Source organism: Pseudoalteromonas sp. UBA6610, from assembly GCF_002433295.1.
Classification (GTDB): domain Bacteria; phylum Pseudomonadota; class Gammaproteobacteria; order Enterobacterales; family Alteromonadaceae; genus Pseudoalteromonas; species Pseudoalteromonas atlantica.
The window spans coordinates 34,145-51,479 of the sequence record NZ_DJHW01000090.1 but is presented as its reverse complement, the minus strand read 5'-3'; the positions used below and the strand labels follow the sequence as shown (position 1 = coordinate 51,479).

At 40.8% G+C, this 17,335-nt stretch carries 12 protein-coding genes; 6 read left to right on the top strand and 6 right to left on the bottom strand.

Annotated features, from left to right (window positions below):
- The first annotated feature begins 69 nt into the window (after nucleotides 1–69).
- Together htpG and adk are read left to right on the top strand one after the other, a co-directional pair.
- Nucleotides 70–1,983, top strand: coding sequence for a molecular chaperone HtpG (gene htpG, locus B4F91_RS12005; RefSeq protein ID WP_121637648.1), 1,914 nt, complete (start codon nucleotides 70–72; stop codon nucleotides 1,981–1,983).
- Between the two features lie 182 nt (nucleotides 1,984–2,165).
- Nucleotides 2,166–2,810, top strand: coding sequence for an adenylate kinase (gene adk / locus B4F91_RS12000; protein WP_004588118.1), 645 nt, complete (start codon nucleotides 2,166–2,168; stop codon nucleotides 2,808–2,810).
- A gap of 113 nt (nucleotides 2,811–2,923) precedes the next feature.
- On the opposite strand, the gene tpx is transcribed toward adk, so the two are convergent.
- Entirely contained in the window at nucleotides 2,924–3,511 is a 588-nt protein-coding gene (gene tpx, locus B4F91_RS11995) for a thiol peroxidase (RefSeq protein ID WP_121637647.1), read from the bottom strand.
- Nucleotides 3,512–3,727: 216 nt separating this feature from the next.
- On the opposite strand from tpx, the gene B4F91_RS11990 reads away from it, so the two are divergent.
- Entirely contained in the window at nucleotides 3,728–4,732 is a 1,005-nt protein-coding gene (locus B4F91_RS11990; protein WP_004588116.1) for a response regulator, read from the top strand.
- Between the two features lie 3 nt (nucleotides 4,733–4,735).
- Entirely contained in the window at nucleotides 4,736–5,707 is a 972-nt protein-coding gene (locus B4F91_RS11985) for a sensor domain-containing diguanylate cyclase (RefSeq protein ID WP_004588115.1), read from the top strand.
- Nucleotides 5,708–5,859: 152 nt separating this feature from the next.
- Here B4F91_RS11985 and B4F91_RS11980 read toward each other — a convergent pair whose 3' ends face one another.
- From B4F91_RS11980 to B4F91_RS11965, 4 genes are all read right to left on the bottom strand, one after another.
- The gene (locus tag B4F91_RS11980) at nucleotides 5,860–7,374 is read right to left on the bottom strand and encodes a SpoVR family protein (protein WP_286939162.1); all 1,515 of its coding nucleotides are present in this window, start codon (nucleotides 7,372–7,374) and stop codon (nucleotides 5,860–5,862) included.
- 17 nt (nucleotides 7,375–7,391) lie between these two features.
- Entirely contained in the window at nucleotides 7,392–8,675 is a 1,284-nt protein-coding gene (locus tag B4F91_RS11975) for a YeaH/YhbH family protein (RefSeq protein ID WP_055255013.1), read from the bottom strand.
- A gap of 26 nt (nucleotides 8,676–8,701) precedes the next feature.
- A complete protein-coding gene (locus B4F91_RS11970) occupies nucleotides 8,702–10,624 on the bottom strand; it encodes a PrkA family serine protein kinase (protein WP_004588112.1) in 1,923 nt (640 codons plus the stop codon).
- A 209-nt stretch (nucleotides 10,625–10,833) separates the two neighbouring features.
- The gene (locus B4F91_RS11965) at nucleotides 10,834–11,415 is read right to left on the bottom strand and encodes a Fe-Mn family superoxide dismutase (RefSeq protein WP_004588111.1); all 582 of its coding nucleotides are present in this window, start codon (nucleotides 11,413–11,415) and stop codon (nucleotides 10,834–10,836) included.
- 267 nt (nucleotides 11,416–11,682) lie between these two features.
- On the opposite strand from B4F91_RS11965, the gene B4F91_RS11960 reads away from it, so the two are divergent.
- Nucleotides 11,683–12,021, top strand: a complete 339-nt coding sequence (locus B4F91_RS11960) for a Grx4 family monothiol glutaredoxin (protein WP_004588110.1) — start codon at nucleotides 11,683–11,685, stop codon at nucleotides 12,019–12,021.
- Nucleotides 12,022–12,281: 260 nt separating this feature from the next.
- Here B4F91_RS11960 and B4F91_RS11955 read toward each other — a convergent pair whose 3' ends face one another.
- Nucleotides 12,282–12,434: a hypothetical protein gene (locus B4F91_RS11955; RefSeq protein WP_157686048.1), complete on the bottom strand. Its 153-nt coding sequence runs from the start codon at nucleotides 12,432–12,434 to the stop codon at nucleotides 12,282–12,284.
- A gap of 436 nt (nucleotides 12,435–12,870) precedes the next feature.
- On the opposite strand from B4F91_RS11955, the gene gltB reads away from it, so the two are divergent.
- Nucleotides 12,871–17,328, top strand: a complete 4,458-nt coding sequence (gene gltB, locus B4F91_RS11950) for a glutamate synthase large subunit (protein ID WP_286939161.1) — start codon at nucleotides 12,871–12,873, stop codon at nucleotides 17,326–17,328.
- Nucleotides 17,329–17,335: the final 7 nt, after the last annotated feature.

Here is a 17,335-nt window from a genome sequence, read left to right as displayed (position 1 = left end):
TTGAAGTTACTCCACCTCACCCCATATTAAGTGCATAACGCAGACACTTTGCTAATTGGAGATACATAAATGACTGCAGCACAAAAAGAAACATTAGGCTTTCAAACAGAAGTAAAACAACTATTAAACTTAATGATTCATTCGTTATATTCGAATAAAGAAATATTTTTACGTGAGCTTGTATCAAATGCATCAGATGCCGCCGATAAGCTACGCTTTTTAGCGCTTTCAAATGGCGACCTTTACCAAGGTGATGCCGATTTACGTGTACGTATTAGCGCAGATAAAGAAGCGAACACAATTACCATATCTGACAATGGTATTGGTATGACGCGTGAAGAAGTGATTAGCTCTTTAGGAACTATTGCTAAGTCGGGTACTGCTGAGTTTTTCAAAAACTTAACCGGTGACCAAAGTAAAGACTCGCAATTAATTGGTCAATTTGGTGTTGGTTTTTACTCGGCATTTATTGTGGCTGATGAAGTGACAGTGCGCACGCGTAAAGCGGGTGAAACACAAGCGTACGAGTGGCAATCACAAGGTGAAGGTGAGTACACGTTACAAGAAATTGAAAAAGAAGGCCGTGGTACGGATATCATTTTACACCTGCGTGAAGAAGAAAAAGAATACGCGGATGAATACCGTTTACGTAGCATTGTTACTAAATACTCAGATCATATTTCTACGCCTGTACAAATGTATAAAGCAGAAGTGCCTGAGTCTGAAGGCGAAGACGGCGAAAAAATCCCAGCAGTTCCAGGTGAATGGGAAAGCATTAACCGTGCAACCGCTTTATGGACACGTGATAAGTCAGAGGTTTCTGATGAAGAATACAAAGAGTTTTACAAGCATGTAAGCCATGATTGGGAAGAGCCGCTAAACTGGGCACACAATAAAGTAGAAGGTAAAACTGAGTACACAAGCTTATTGTATATCCCTAAAAAAGCGCCGTTCGATTTATGGAACCGTGAGCGCCAAAGTGGCTTAAAACTGTATGTTCAACGTGTCTTTATTATGGATGACGCTGAGCAGTTTATGCCAAGCTACCTGCGCTTTGTAAAAGGCTTACTTGATTCAAACGATTTACCGCTAAATGTATCGCGCGAAATTTTACAAGATAACAAAGTAACGCAAGCGATTCGTAAAGGGTGTACGTCTCGTATCTTAAAAATGCTAGAGCGTATGGCTAAAAACAAAGCCGAAGACTACCAAACATTTTGGAACGAGTTTGGCCAAGTAATCAAAGAAGGCCCAGCAGAAGATACAGCGAATAAAGAAGCCATTGCTAAATTGTTACGCTTCTCATCTACGCATACCGACTCAGAAACACAAGATGTATCGCTTGAGCAATACATTGAGCGTATGAACGATGAGCAAGATAAAATTTACTACGTGGTTGCTGATTCGTTTACAGCGGCTAAAAACTCGCCGCACTTAGAAATCTTCCGCAAAAAAGGCATCGAAGTATTATTACTAAGTGACCGTGTTGATGAGTGGATGATGAGCCACTTAACTGAGTTTAACGAAAAACCATTCCAGTCAATTACACGTGGCGACCTTGATTTAGGTAAGCTTGACGACGAAGAAACGAAAAAAGCGCAAGAAGAGTCTGAAAAAGAAGTAGAAGGCTTAATTGAGCGCATTAAAACAGCGCTAGGCGAAGAAGTTAAAGAAGTACGCTTTACGCATCGCTTAACAGACTCTCCTGCCTGTGTTGTTAGCGATGAGAACGACATGAGCTCGCAAATGCAAAAGCTTATGGAGTCAGTAGGGCAACCTGTACCAGAGGCTAAGCCAGTGTTTGAGCTTAACCCTGAGCATCAGTTAGTTAAGCACTTAAACGATGAGCAAGACGAAGATAAGTTTGCCCAGTGGTCTCATGTATTACTAGACCAAGCTTTACTTGCTGAACGCGGTACATTAAAAGATCCTACCGGGTTCGTAACACGTTTAAACAAGTTAATGCTTGATTTAAATAAGTAAGGCTAACAGGCTCTTTTAATTGCTAAAAGAGCCTAAAATATAACCATAATTATAAAGGAAGCGTATGCTTCCTTTTTTTATGCGCTCTAAAGTAGGCAATTAGTATAAGTTGCTTGAGTATCTGCAGCGCTTGTGGAAGAATTCAGGCTTTAAAATAAATATCCATACTAGGGGACAATGATATGCGCATTATTCTTTTGGGCGCGCCAGGTGCTGGTAAAGGTACTCAAGCTCAGTTTTTAATGGACAAATACGGTATTCCACAAATTTCTACCGGTGATATGCTTCGTGCAGCCATTAAAGAAGGTACACCACTTGGCTTAGAAGCGAAAAAAGTAATGGATGCAGGTCAGTTAATTTCTGACGATATCATCATTGGTTTAGTGAAAGAGCGTATTGCTAAACCAGACTGCGAACAAGGCTTTTTACTTGATGGCTTCCCACGTACCATTCCACAAGCAGATGCAATGAAAGAAAATGGCGTTGTGGTTGATCACGTTATTGAGTTTGACGTTGCTGATGAAGTAATTGTTGAGCGTATGGGTGGACGTCGCGTACATCCTGGCTCTGGCCGTGTTTATCACGTTGTTTACAACCCACCAAAAGTGGAAGGTAAAGACGATGAAACAGGCGAAGAGCTTATTATTCGTGCAGATGACACGGAAGAAACAGTTCGTAAACGTTTAGCTATTTACCATGAGCAAACTATGCCATTGGTTGATTACTACCAAGCTGAAGCGCAAGCAGGTAACACGCAGTACCATAAAATTGATGGTACGCAAGCTGTTGAAACAGTAAGTCAGCAACTAGCAGAGCTTTTAGGTTAATATAATCTAAACACAGCTTAGGTATTTAAAAACCGCCCTTGGGCGGTTTTTTTGTATTTAGTAGCTTTTAACAATTTAAAATTAAACCACCAAAGGTCAACACGCCCTGTTACCTACAACGTTTTTAGCTTTTCTATTACTGAGTCGTAGTTTGGCTCGGTAGATAAATTAGACACGAGCTGTTTGTATATCACTGTATGGCTTTTATCTAAAATAAGCACAGCGCGAGTTAGTAGCCCCATATCTTTTATAATTAAGCCATATTTTTGGCCAAAGTCTCGCCATACAGAGTCAGAAAGGGCTGTTACTTTGTCGATGTTTTCAGCATTACAAAAGCGTTTTTGAGCAAAAGGTAAATCGGCACTGATGGTCAGTATTGCGGTAGCAGGAAATTGCGTTGCTACTTTTTCATTAAAATGTTTAGTTTGTAAGCTACAAATGCCAGTATCTAAACTTGGCACCACGCTGATTAATACAGCTTGCCCTTTATAATCATTAAGATTTACAGGGGCAAAACCACCATCAACCACTTTAAAATTTGGCGCATTATCACCTACACTTACACCTTTACCTAACAAAGTGACAGGCTTACCTTGAGCAGAGACCTTACCTGCATCAAGCGTGTTTTCTGGGTACTGTGATGCGTGCACAACTGAGCTTAAAGCCAGTGTGCTTAGTGCAAAAATAAGAGAGCGTACCATAGGTTATTTCCTTTTAAATTAACGCAATAGGTTTGAGTGTATTATACTCAATATCACTGACCAAGCGATTAAATATCACTGTAAAAGTAATAATAAGTTCTGTGATATATAAATTGTAAACTGCAAGAACTTTTATTAACATGTAGTTACAAAATGTATCTTTAATAAAGTCATAAGGCCTATTGACAACATTGGGTTAAATAATAGAGAGATAGTATGTCAACATCCGTATTAATATGTGACGACTCAAAATTAGCGAGGCGCCAGCTAGCTCGCTCTTTACCAGATGACTGGGATATTAAAGTAGAGTTTGCTCAAGATGGTGTTGATTGCATCAAAAAACTAAAAATAATCGAGCCTGAAATCCTTTTTCTTGATTTAAACATGCCTGAAATGGACGGTTACGAAGTCCTTATGGCCATGAAAGAGCAAGGCCTTAATATTCTAACCGTGGTTGTATCGGGCGATATTCAGCCAAATGCGCACCAACGCGTACTTGAATTAGGCGCCATTGATTTTATCCAAAAACCTTGCTCACCTGAAAAACTTGCCGATATTATCGAGCATCATGGCATTAAAGATAAAGCCATGCGCGAGCGTCTTGCTCATTCTTTAGGTGAACAAGTAGACCCAGATGTGCGCGATATATACCAAGAGCTTACAAATGTCGCTATGGGCCAAGCAGGCGATTTGCTTGCACGGCTTTTGAATGTGTTTGTAGAGCTGCCAATTCCGAATGTGAATGTGCTTGAAGTTAATGAACTGGATATGGCGCTGCAGTCAATTGACAATAATGCTGCCACATCAGGGGTGTGCCAAGGCTTTATTGGCGGTGGCGTATCGGGCGAGGCATTACTTTTATTAAATGATTCAAGCTTTAAAGAAATTGCGTCACTGATGAATTACGACGGTGAGCTGAACGACAAAGTTGAGCTTGAGCTACTTATGGATATTAGTAATATTTTAATAGGCTCAATTTTAACGGGGCTTTCTAAACAGCTAGATATGTCTTTTAGCCAAGGTCATCCCATTGTACTTGGCCAACATCGCGACGTATCTGAATTGGTTAAATCAAATAAATCTCGTTGGCAAAGAACCTTAGCGATAGAAATAAGCTACGGCATCGAAAACCACGATATTAACTGCGATCTTATGCTGTTATTTACCGAAGATTCACTTAAAACTTTGAAATACAAAGTTGCTTACCTATTAGAAGACTAAGTTATGGCCGCTGATTTAGAAATGAATGAGATCCATTGGTTAATGGATATGTTTAACACGGTTGATGTGGGCCTGGTTGTACTGGATAGAAATTATAAAGTGTGTGTGTGGAATGGCTTTATGGAAAACCATTCTGGGCTATTACCAAGTGCTGTAAAAGACAAAGACCTATTTGATTTATTTCCTTCGATTGATGAAAAATGGTTTAGGAGTAAATCAGAGTCTGTATTTGTACTTAAAAACCGCTCTTTTACTATCTGGGAGCAGCAACCTTACATCTTTCGTTTTAAAAACTACCGCCCCATTACCGGTAAAGCAGATTACATGTACCAAAATGCGACCTTTATTCCACTTACCAATACACTGGGTGAGGTAAGTCATATTTGTATCATTATTTATGATGTTACCGATGTGGCGGTCAATAAAAAAGAATTAGAAGATTTAAATAAGCGTTTAGAGCAAGTAAGCCAAACCGACAGCTTAACGCAACTGTTTAACCGTGGGCATTGGGAAAGCACACTGCACCAAGAGTTTTTACGTGTTAAGCGCAGCGGTGGCAGCAGCACATTATTGATGTTTGATATCGATCATTTTAAAAAAATTAATGATGAGCATGGCCATAGTTGTGGCGATGAAGCGCTACGCCACCTTTCAGAACTGCTACGAACGACGCTTCGCGAAACCGATATAGCAGGGCGTTATGGTGGGGAGGAGTTTGTTGTTACTTTACTCGATACCGACAAGCAAGGCGCAGCAACTTTTGCCGAGCGCATAAGAGCGTTAATAGAAGCCAACCCTTTTGTTTATAAAAACACAAAAATAGAGATGACTGTGAGTGTTGGTTTTGCAGGAAATAGCCCTGACTTTGCAAAACATGAGCGGTGGATTGAAGCCGCTGACAAAGCCCTGTATCACTCAAAAGAGCATGGCCGTAACAGAGTAACCGATTTTGAGGATATAAAAAATGACGCATAAGCGTCATTTTTTATGCGCTGCTAAAATTAAAGCAGCGGTAATATTACTGCTAAATTAAAGTAACCAAGGATGCACCTAATTGCGCTGCAAGCTTTGGCAGTCAATACTTAACAAGGGCTTGGTTAAAGTGCCGTTTTTATCAGCCGTTTTATTTACTCTGTAGTATGGCGAGTATCATCTGCTGGGCATTGGCCAAGAGTAGACACATCGCCTGTACTGGTCTCTTGCTCTAATTGAACCTTGAATCCCCATAACCTGTAAAGGTGTTTTAGCACTTCTTTATGCGAGTCAGCAAGGGGGATATTATTGTGAGGAACATAACGCAACGTTAAAGAACGATCGCCTCTAACATCAACATTATATACTTGAATGTTAGGTTCGTGATTACTCAAATTATATTGCGCTGAAAGCGCTTCGCGTACAGCCTGATAACCGCTATCATCATGTATTGCGCCTACTTCTAGATGTGGATTACGGCAGTGATCGACAATAGTAAACAGCTTAAAATCACGAATCAACTTAGGTGATAAAAATTGGCTTATGAAGCTTTCATCTTTAAAGTTTTCCATCGCAAAATGCAGTGTGTCTAGCCAATTAGTGCCTGCATATTCAGGAAACCAGCGTCTATCTTCATCTGTTGGGTTTTCGCAAATACGGCGAATATCCACCATCATATTAAAACCCAATGCATACGGGTTTATACCTGAATAGTAATTGCTGTTATAAGGTGGCTGATAAACCACGTTGGTATGGCTTTGCAAAAACTCCATCATAAAGGAGTCGGTTAATTTACCTTCATCATATAAGTGGTTCAAAATGGTGTAGTGCCAAAAGGTGGCCCAGCCTTCGTTCATCACTTGGGTTTGTTTTTGCGGATAAAAATATTGCGATATCTTTCGTACAATACGTATTACTTCTCGCTGCCAAGACTCTAATAAAGGCGCGTTTTTCTCAATAAAATATAAAATGTTTTCTTGCGGCTCTTGCGGAAAATGCCTTTCTTGCTTTTTAGCTTCTTGCTGTTGAGCGGGGATAGTGCGCCATAGCTCGTTTACTTGAGATTGCATGTAGTCTTCACGCTCTTTTTGGCGTTTTTGCTCTTCAAAAAGGGAAATTTGCTGCGGGCGTTTATATCTATCTACGCCGTAATTCATCAATGCGTGACACGAATCAATTAAGCTTTCTACTTGTGTAATACCGTATTTTTCTTCGCAGCGGCTAATATAATTTTTAGCAAACACTAAGTAATCTATGATGGAGTCGGCGTCAGTCCATGTTTTAAATAAGTAGTTTCCTTTAAAAAATGAGTTATGGCCATAACAGGCATGCGCCATAACCAGTGCCTGCATAGGGAGTGTGTTTTCTTCCATTAAATAAGCAATACAGGGGTTTGAATTAATCACAATTTCGTAAGCCAGCCCCATTTGCCCACGCTTATAATTTTGTTCGGTTTGTATAAATTTTTTACCATATGACCAATGGCTGTAGCCTATAGGCATGCCAACGCTTGAATAAGCATCCATCATTTGCTCAGCTGTTATTACCTCAATTTGGTTAGGGTAAGTGTCTAACCGGTAATGCTCTGCAACACGGGCTATTTCAGTTTGGTATTGCTCAAGCAGCTCAAAGGTCCAATCTGGGCCATCGCTAATTCGTTCAGTGCTCATAGTAAACCTCGCTTAGGCTAAGCAGCCCCTTGTTGTTGACGATTTTTTTTAAATAGCTCCCTAAACATAGGGTAAATGTCTTCAACACTTTGAATATGTTGTATTGCAAAGTTGCTATGGGTTTGGGTGATGTTTTGATATTCGCGCCACAAGCTTTGGTGCGCACGCGTGGTAATTTCTATATAGGCAAAGTAGCGTACCGCATTAAGTAGCTTATTGCGTAATATTTCACCGCAGTGTGGGGTGTCGTCTGCCCAGTTATCGCCATCAGATGCTTGCGCTGCGTATATATTCCATTGCTCTGAATCATAGCGCTCTTTTATTATTTCGTTCATTAATTTAAGGGCACTGGAGACAATGGTGCCGCCAGTTTCTTGAGAATAAAAAAACTCTTGTTCGTCGACCTCTTTAGCTTGTGTGTGGTGGCGTATATACACCACCTCAATGTCTTTATAACTTCGAGTCAAAAATTGATAGAGCAAAATATAAAAACGCTTTGCCATGTCTTTTGTGGCCTGATCCATCGAGCCTGATACATCCATAATACAAAACATAACGGCTTTGCTGGTGGGGTGGGGGCGTTTTTCATAATTACGAAAACGTAAGTCGTAATTATCAATAAATGGTACGGCTTTTATTTGCTGTTTAAGTTGCTCAATTTCCTCTTGTAATAATGCAATAATGGCTTGGTCGCTGTCGGTTTGCTCACACTCCATCGCAAGTTGACCTTCAAGCTCTGCTAGGCGTCTTTTTTTACCCGCACTCATGGCGACTCTTCTGGCGAGTGAGCCCTGTAATGAGCGTACTATATCAATATTACTGGGCATACCATCGCTACAAAAACCAGCCCGATGAGTTTTCATTTGTACAAGCTTATCTAGCTGGTTTTCTTGTAAGTTGGGCAGTTCTAGGTCTTCAAAGAGTAAATCAAGGTATTCATCTTTAGAAATAGAAAACACAAAGTCATCTTGGCCTTCGCCTGAATCACTTGCATCGCCATCGCCTGCGCCACCACCTTGGCCGCCTTTAGGGCGCTCAATTTTGTCACCTGTTGAAAATTGATCGTTGCCAGGGTGAATTTGTTCTCTGTCGCCCCCTTTACCTTGGTGAAAAATGGGCTCGCTAATATCTCGTTGCGGGATAGATATACTCTCCCCTGAACTTGAGTCGGTAACGCTGCGTTTATTAACCGCATCAGACACTGCTTCTTTTATTTGCTTTTTATAGCGCCTAATAAAGCGCTGACGATTAAGCGTGCTTTTGTTTTTACCATTTAAGCGTCTATCTATAAAATGCGCCATACTGTTCCCCCTAAACTACATGAAGGTTACTGCGATTTTCTAACCCGTAAATACCACTCAGAAAGTAAACGCACTTGTTTTTGCGTGTAGCCTTTTTCAACCATGCGGTTAACAAAGTCCTCGTGTTTTTGTTGATCTTCAGCGGAGGTTTTTGTATTAAAGGAAATAACAGGCAGTAGATCTTCGGTATTTGAGAACATTTTTTTCTCAATCACAGTGCGTAGTTTTTCGTAGCTTGTCCATAACGGGTTTTTACCATTATTGTGAGCGCGTGCACGTAATACAAAGTTAACTATTTCGTTCCTAAAATCTTTGGGATTAGAAATGCCGGCGGGTTTTTCTATTTTTTCAAGTTCTGCATTTAACGAGGCGCGGTCAAATAACTGTCCTGTATCTGGGTCTCTGTATTCTTGATCTTGTATCCAAAAATCAGCATAAATCACATAGCGGTCAAAAATATTTTGGCCATATTCAGAGTATGACTCTAAATATGCGGTTTGTAGTTCTTTACCAATAAACTCAACATATTGCGGAATTAAATAGCCTTTTAAAAAACTTAAATAGCGCTCTTCCACTTCGGCGCTAAATTGTTCACGCTCTATTTGTTGCTCCAAAACATAAAATAAATGCACCGGATTAGCTGCAACCTCGGTGGTATCAAAATTAAATACGCGCGACAAAATCTTAAAAGCAAAACGAGTGGAAAGGCCGGTCATGCCTTCATCTACCCCTGCGTAATCACGATACTCCTGATAAGATTTTGCTTTAGGGTCGGTATCTTTTAGGGTTTCACCATCATAGACCCGCATTTTTGAGTAAATACTAGAGTTTTCAGGCTCTTTTAATCGAGATAAGGTAGTAAATTGCGCTAACGCTTTAAGCGTACCTGGTGCACACGGTGCACTGGCAAGTTCACTATGCTGAATAAGTTTGTCGTAGATTTTTATTTCTTCGGTCACGCGCAGGCAATAAGGGACCTTTACAATATAAACACGATCTAAAAACGCTTCATTGTTTTTATTATTTTTGAATGTTTGCCATTCTGACTCATTTGAGTGGGCTAAAATCATGCCGTTAAAGGGCAGAGCGCTAATACCTTCAGTACCGTTGTAGTTACCCTCTTGCGTTGCGGTAAGGAGTGGATGCAGCACCTTGATAGGGGCTTTAAACATTTCTACAAACTCCATTAAACCTTGGTTTGCTAAACATAAAGAGCCTGAGTAAGCGTAGGCATCGGGGTCGTTTTGAGCAAAGTGCTCAAGCTGGCGAATATCTACTTTGCCCACCAATGCAGAAATATCTTGATTATTTTCATCACCGGGTTCGGTTTTGGCTATACCTATTTGATTTAAAATAGAGGGGTAGCGTTTGACGACTCTAAATTGGCTAATATCGCCGTTAAATTCTTTTAATCGTTTACCAGCCCATGGCGACATAATCGTTTTTAAATAACGTGGTTTAATACCGTATTCTTTTTCGAGAACGTTGGCATCTTCTACTGGGTCAAACAAACTGAGAGGGTGATCGTTTACCGGAGAGCCTTTAATTGAATAGATAGGCACTTGTTGCATTAAATATTTTAGTTTTTCTGCAATTGAAGATTTACCTCCCCCAACAGGGCCGAGTAAATAAAGGACTTGTTTGCATTCTTCTAGGCCTTGAGCCGCATGCTTTAGATAGGAGACAATTTGTTCTATGGCATCTTCCATGCCGTAAAAGTCTGCAAAGGCAGGGTAGCGTGCAACCACTCTATTAGAAAATAACCGGCTTAAACGTGCATCGGTTGCAGTATCAACCATTTGCGGCTCGCCTATTGCCATAAGTAAACGCTCAGGGGCGCTGGCATAAGCTGATTTGTCATTTTTACAAATTTCTAGAAATTCGCTAATGCTGTATTCTTCTTCTTGTGCTGCTTCGTATCGTGCTTGGTAGTGCTCAAAAATAGTCATAATAACCTCCGAAACCCGCTTTAAAAAGGTGCTTACTTTTTAAAGTTTAGTCAGAGATTGATATTTTTGTGCAATAAAATTAAAAATTTAAGTGAAAAAAGATCATGTGGCTAAATTAGCAATTTCGCGCGTATAAAGGCGGTTTTAATTTTATAAAGGCATAAAAAAAGACGCCGAGGCGTCTTTTTAAATCAGCGTATAATAGCTAATTAAGCGAAGTTAGCGTTCGCGAATTCCCAGTTAACAAGCGCCCAAAAACCTTTAAGGTAATCAGGACGAACGTTACGGTAATCAATGTAGTAAGCGTGTTCCCATAAATCCACAGTTAGGATTGGTGTAACACCTTCGTCTGTAAGCGGCGTTGCTGCGTTAGACGTGTTTACGATATCTAATGAACCGTCAGCTAGTTTAACTAACCATGTCCAGCTAGAACCAAAGTTATTAACCGCTTTGTCGTTTAATGCATCTTTAAACGCGTCAAAAGAGCCCCATTTAGCGTTAATAGCGTCAGCGATAGCACCTGTTGGCTCGCCGCCGCCATTTGGAGATAGACAGTTCCAGTAGAAAGTGTGGTTCCAAATTTGTGCAGCGTTGTTAAATACGCCACCTTCAGATGAACAAACAATCTCTTCTAAAGATTTGTTTTCAAATTCAGTACCTGGAATTAAACCGTTTAATTTAACAACGTAAGTGTTGTGGTGCTTACCGTGGTGATACTCAAGAGTTTCTTGTGAAATATGAGGCTCAAGTGCATCAATTGCATATGGTAGTGACGGTAGTTCAAATGCCATTTTTTTATCTCCATCTTCTTTTGGTTGATAACTCGCTTGATAGTACGTAATGCCTGATAGAACAGAGCACTTACCTATACCAAACGAAAATATAGTGTTACTATAATTGTTGAGTATTTTACTCAAGTTTAAGCAAACAGCAATGCTATTGCTAAAGACTATTTCAATTGCGGCTTTATTTGCCCATTTTAAGTTATATATCTGTGGCCACAATGATTTATTTTCAAGCCCTAGGTATATCAAGCTATCGTCATTTTGAGGTTGTAGATGGAAACCATTGATAAAATTAAACAGCAGATTTCAGAAAACCCAATTATCCTTTACATGAAAGGGTCGCCTAAATTACCAAATTGTGGTTTTTCTTCACAAGCGTCACAAGCTCTAATGTCATGTGGCGAACCATTTGCCTATGTTGATATTTTACTTAATCCAGATATTCGCGCTGAGTTACCAGCATACGCAAATTGGCCTACTTTCCCACAGCTTTGGGTTGAGGGCGAATTAGTAGGTGGTTGTGACATTATCATTGAAATGTTTCAACGTGGTGAATTACAGCCACTGATCACTGAAACTGCAGCTAAGTATAAAGAAGCTGACGCAGAGTAATTGCTACTTTGCTAGATTATTAAAGCCACGTTTTACGTGGCTTTTTTGTGCCTATATATAACTTTATTACGTCTTAATCTCTTGGTCAGCCCATCAGTGGGTGATTATAACTATTAATTTGTGCTCAATAGTTAGCAAACTCAGCCCTTGCTCCTTGTTTAGGTGCACCTAGTCAGGATAAGTAAGCAACAAAGCTACTTAATATAAGCGCGAATTTTAATTAAAATATGAGTTTTATATCAATGCGCAATAAGACGTAATCATTTTGCGGGGCTAAACGTGTCGCTATCTGCGTTAAGTAATTCTTTTTTAGAACAACTAAATAGCGAGTTTTTTGCCCAGCTATCAACACGTTTTTCCAGCTTTACAATAGTTCGCTCAATCAAGCGAATTGGCATTAAATAAAAATTCACTACATCTGCACTAAAAACGATACCACAATTAATAACTATACTAATGAACGCTAAAAAAGCGTGATCCTAAACCTCTAATTTATTTAAAACGCATTAAACTATCTAAATGTTAACTGAACCTGTGGGAAATTAGTGAATATTTATTCATTGCTTTGATGCTTTACGTTTACGTAAAGGGTATTGCTTTAACGCCTTTGTTTTTACAAAATGTTAAAATTGACACCAGTGTCATGAAAAAATAACGCGCAAATAAGCGCTAAATGTTAAAACTTATGGGTGAAAAAGAAATCTTGCCTTGAAGTGAGAAATATTCAAGAATGTGAATATGTATTCAAAATAATATTGACTCTATTTACTATAGAGGCTAGTTTTGTGCGTCTGTTAGCAAATCGTCGAGCAGTTCATTCACGTTAACAGTGCAGCAAGGGAGGGGTCTATGTTATACGACTCAACATTAGAAAAAGATAATTGTGGCTTTGGCTTAATAGCCCAAGTAAATGGTCAAGCTAGTCATCGGCTTATTCGTACAGCTATTACTGGACTTGATCGCATGCAGCACCGCGGTGGTATTTCTGCCGATGGTAAAACAGGTGACGGCTGTGGTTTATTATTACAAAAACCTGACAGTTTTTTCCGTGCTATTGCGAGTGAGCATAATTGGCACTTAGGTAAAAATTACGCCGTAGGCATGGTTTTCTTAAATTCAGATCCCGTTTTAGCACAAGCTGCAAAACAGGTTTTATGTGAAGAATTAGAACAAGAAACACTTAAAATACTCGGTTGGCGTGAAGTGCCTACTGATCCTTCAATGCTAGGGCCAATTGCTACACAGCAATTACCTGGTTTTGAGCAAATTTTTGTTAGTGCGCCTGAAGGATGGCGCTCTAAAGATTTAGAGCGACGTTTATATGTAGCACGTCGCCGTGCAGAAAAGCGTTTAGCAGAGGATGAGTCGTTTTATATTGCGAGTTTATCGGGGTTAGTGACTATCTATAAAGGCCTTATGATGCCTGCAGATTTGCCTAACTTTTATTTAGACTTAGCTGATATTCGTATGACCAGCGCTATTTGTGTATTCCATCAGCGTTTTTCTACTAATACTCAGCCGCGTTGGCCTTTAGCACAACCATTTAGGTATTTAGCGCATAATGGTGAAATTAATACCATTGAAGGTAACCGCCAATGGGCTCGTGCACGTTCGTATAAGTTTTCATCGCCACTTATTCCTGATTTACAAAGTGCAGCGCCATTTGTAAACGAAACCGGCTCTGACTCTTCAAGCTTAGATAACATGCTGGAGCTGTTTTTAGCGGGTGGCATGGATTTATTCCGTGCTATGCGTATGCTTGTACCACCTGCATGGCAGAAAAACCGTGCTATGGATGATGACTTACGCGCATTTTACGACTTTAACTCTATGCACATGGAGCCGTGGGATGGCCCTGCGGGTATTGTTATGTCTGATGGGCGTTTTGCAGCCTGTAACCTTGACAGAAATGGCCTGCGTCCAGCGCGCTATGTTATTACCCAAGATGGCTTTATTACACTTGCCTCTGAGGTAGGGATTTGGGATTACACTGCAGATGAAGTGGTTGAAAAAGGCCGTGTAGGACCAGGTGAGCTGTTAGTAATTGATACTAAATTAGGCAAAATTTGGCACTCAGACGAAATCGACCAAGATTTAAAATCGCGTCATCCTTATAAGTCATGGCTTGAAGAAAACGTTAAACGTTTAACCCCGTTTGAAGAGCTTACCGAGCAAGATGCGGGTAATCGCTCATTTGATGACGAAACACTTGTTAAATACCAAAAAATGTTTGGTTACACTAACGAAGAGCTCGATAGTGTTATTCGTGTAATGGGTGAAAATGGCCAAGAAGCAACAGGTTCTATGGGTGATGACACGCCATTTGCAGTACTTAGCGAAGGGCATCGTTCATTGTACGATTACTTCCGCCAAAAGTTTGCACAAGTGACTAACCCGCCAATCGACCCGCTGCGTGAAAACCACGTAATGTCACTGGCAACGTGTATTGGTAGTGAGCAAAACGTATTTAATGAAACTACAGGCCACGCTAAGCGCCTACAGTTTGATACGCCAATTTTAATGTATGCTGACATGCAGCAGCTACTTAATGCCGATGACGAGCATTACAGCTACTGTAAAATTGATATTACATACACAGCAGAGGAAGGTTTAGAAAAAGCGGTTGCACGTATTTGCGACGCTGCACAAGAAAAAGCAGCAGCCGGCTGTGTAATGCTTATTTTATCTGACCGTAACTTTAGCGAAACCCAATTACCAATTCCTGCTGCTATGGCGGTAGGTGCTGTACAAAAACGTTTAGTAGATAATAACTTACGTTGTGAGTCTAATATTATTATTGAAACGGGTAGCGTACGCGATGCACACCAATTTGCCGTATTACTTGGTTTTGGTGCAACCGCAATTTACCCATACCTTGCATACGAGTCACTGGTTGCGATGAGCGACAGTAAAGTGATTGATAAATCGTACTGCGAAGTGACGCTTTCGTACCGAAAAGCCATTAATAAGGGCTTGTACAAAATTATGTCTAAAATGGGCATAAGCACAATTGCATCGTACCGTTGTTCAATGCTTTTTGAAGCGGTTGGTCTATCTGATGCTATGGTAGACATGTGTTTTAAAGGTGTGGCAAGTCGTATTAAAGGCGCCTGTTTTAGCGATTTTGATATTGATCAGCAAAAGCTACATAAACTTGCTTTTAGTAAACGTAAATTATTGAGCCATGGTGGTTTATTAAAATACGTTCACGGTGGTGAATACCACGCTTACAACCCAGATGTTATTCAAACGCTACAAAAGGCCGTACGTTCAGGTGATTATAAAGACTACGCAGCCTATGCTGATTTAGTTAATAACCGTCCTATTGCAACGCTGCGCGATATGTTAGCGCTTAAATTACCTGAAAAAGGCATTAGCATTGATGATGTTGAGCCGGCTGAATTTTTATACCAGCGCTTTGATTCTGCAGCTATGAGTATTGGTGCACTTTCGCCAGAGGCGCATGAAGCGCTTGCCATTGCAATGAACCGCTTAGGCGGGTGTTCAAATTCTGGTGAAGGCGGCGAAGATAAGCTGCGCTACAACACCGAGAAAAACTCACGTATTAAACAAGTTGCCTCGGGTCGTTTTGGTGTAACGCCGCACTACCTTCGTAATGCGGATGTAATTCAAATTAAAGTGGCGCAGGGTGCTAAACCTGGCGAAGGCGGGCAGTTACCAGGCGAAAAAGTAACGCCGTATATTGCAAAGCTTCGTTATTCGGTACCCGGTGTAACATTAATTTCACCACCACCGCATCACGATATTTACTCAATTGAAGATTTAGCCCAGCTAATATTCGATTTAAAACAAGTAAACCCAGAAGCGATGATATCGGTGAAGTTAGTATCTGAGCCGGGTGTAGGCACAATTGCCACAGGTGTAGCTAAAGCGTACGCCGACTTAATTACTATCTCAGGTTACGATGGTGGTACCGGTGCAAGCCCATTAACGTCAGTTAAATACGCGGGTAGCCCATGGGAGCTTGGCCTTGCAGAAACCCAGCAAGCGCTTGTTGAAAATGGTCTTCGTCACCGTATTCGCCTGCAAACAGATGGTGGTTTAAAAACAGGTTTAGATATCATTAAAGCCGCTATTTTAGGTGCAGAGAGCTTTGGCTTTGGCACAGGCCCAATGGTGGCGCTAGGTTGTAAATACTTACGTATTTGTCATTTAAATAACTGTGCGACCGGTGTTGCAACGCAAGATGAAACACTTCGTCAAAAGCATTACCACGGCTTACCAGAAATGGCGATGAACTACTTTAAGTTTATAGCCCAAGAAGCACGTGAAATTATGGCAAGCTTAGGTATTGCTAATCTAACTGACTTAATTGGCCGTTTAGACTTATTAGAAGCGATTGAAGGTAAAACAGCGAAGCAAAAGAAAATAGATTTATCGTCTGTAATTGCTCAGCCAAATAACCCAACGGGCGAAACCTTATTTTGCAGCGCACCAAATAGCTCGCATTATTTAGGTGAACTTAACGAAACGTTACTAGGTAAAGCGCAACAAGCGATTGATAACTCATCGGGTATTTCGCTCGTGAGCCGCATATGTAATACAGACCGTTCAGTGGGCGCAATGCTGTCGGGTTACATAGCCTCTAAGCACGGCAATCAAGGTATGGCAGCAGATCCAGTATCTATTGAGCTACATGGTACAGCAGGGCAATCATTTGGTGTTTGGAATGCCGGTGGCCTTGAAATGACCCTTATTGGCGATGCAAACGACTACGTGGGTAAAGGCATGGCTGGTGGTAAGCTTGTTATACGCCCACCACTGGGATCATCGTTTGAAAGTCATAAAGCGACTATTGCTGGTAACACATGTTTGTACGGTGCTACAGGTGGTAAGTTATTTGCCGCAGGCTGTGCTGGTGAGCGTTTTGCAGTGCGTAACTCTGGCGTGCAAGCCGTTGTTGAAGGCGTAGGTGATAACGGCTGTGAATACATGACTGGCGGTGTTGTATGTGTGCTAGGTAATGTAGGCGTTAACTTTGGTGCGGGTATGACAGGTGGTTTTGCTTATATTTTAGATGAGCGAAGTGACTTTGAAAAACGCATTAATCCTGAGCTTGTAGAAGTAGTAACACTTGATGATTTAAGTTCGCACCAAGAGCATCTGCGTGGCCTAATTGCCGAGCATTTAGAGCTAACGGGTTCATGTCGAGCAGAAACCATTTTAGCTAATTTTGAACTGTACTTACCTATGTTCAAACTAGTTAAACCAAAATCAAGTGATGTAAAAAGTTTACTCGGGCACCGCGCTCGCAGTAGCGCAGAACTTCGTGTTCAAGCGCAATAAGGGGGCA

Bases quoted from the DNA above. Each gene is read 5' to 3' on its own strand.
- htpG (WP_121637648.1), top strand. From the start codon at position 70: ATGACTGCAGCACAAAAAGAAACATTAGGCTTTCAAACAGAAGTAAAA.
- adk (WP_004588118.1), top strand. From the start codon at position 2,166: ATGCGCATTATTCTTTTGGGCGCGCCAGGTGCTGGTAAAGGTACTCAA.
- tpx (WP_121637647.1), bottom strand. From the start codon at position 3,511: ATGGTACGCTCTCTTATTTTTGCACTAAGCACACTGGCTTTAAGCTCA.
- B4F91_RS11990 (WP_004588116.1), top strand. From the start codon at position 3,728: ATGTCAACATCCGTATTAATATGTGACGACTCAAAATTAGCGAGGCGC.
- B4F91_RS11985 (WP_004588115.1), top strand. From the start codon at position 4,736: ATGGCCGCTGATTTAGAAATGAATGAGATCCATTGGTTAATGGATATG.
- B4F91_RS11980 (WP_286939162.1), bottom strand. From the start codon at position 7,374: ATGAGCACTGAACGAATTAGCGATGGCCCAGATTGGACCTTTGAGCTG.
- B4F91_RS11975 (WP_055255013.1), bottom strand. From the start codon at position 8,675: ATGGCGCATTTTATAGATAGACGCTTAAATGGTAAAAACAAAAGCACG.
- B4F91_RS11970 (WP_004588112.1), bottom strand. From the start codon at position 10,624: ATGACTATTTTTGAGCACTACCAAGCACGATACGAAGCAGCACAAGAA.
- B4F91_RS11965 (WP_004588111.1), bottom strand. From the start codon at position 11,415: ATGGCATTTGAACTACCGTCACTACCATATGCAATTGATGCACTTGAG.
- B4F91_RS11960 (WP_004588110.1), top strand. From the start codon at position 11,683: ATGGAAACCATTGATAAAATTAAACAGCAGATTTCAGAAAACCCAATT.
- gltB (WP_286939161.1), top strand. From the start codon at position 12,871: ATGTTATACGACTCAACATTAGAAAAAGATAATTGTGGCTTTGGCTTA.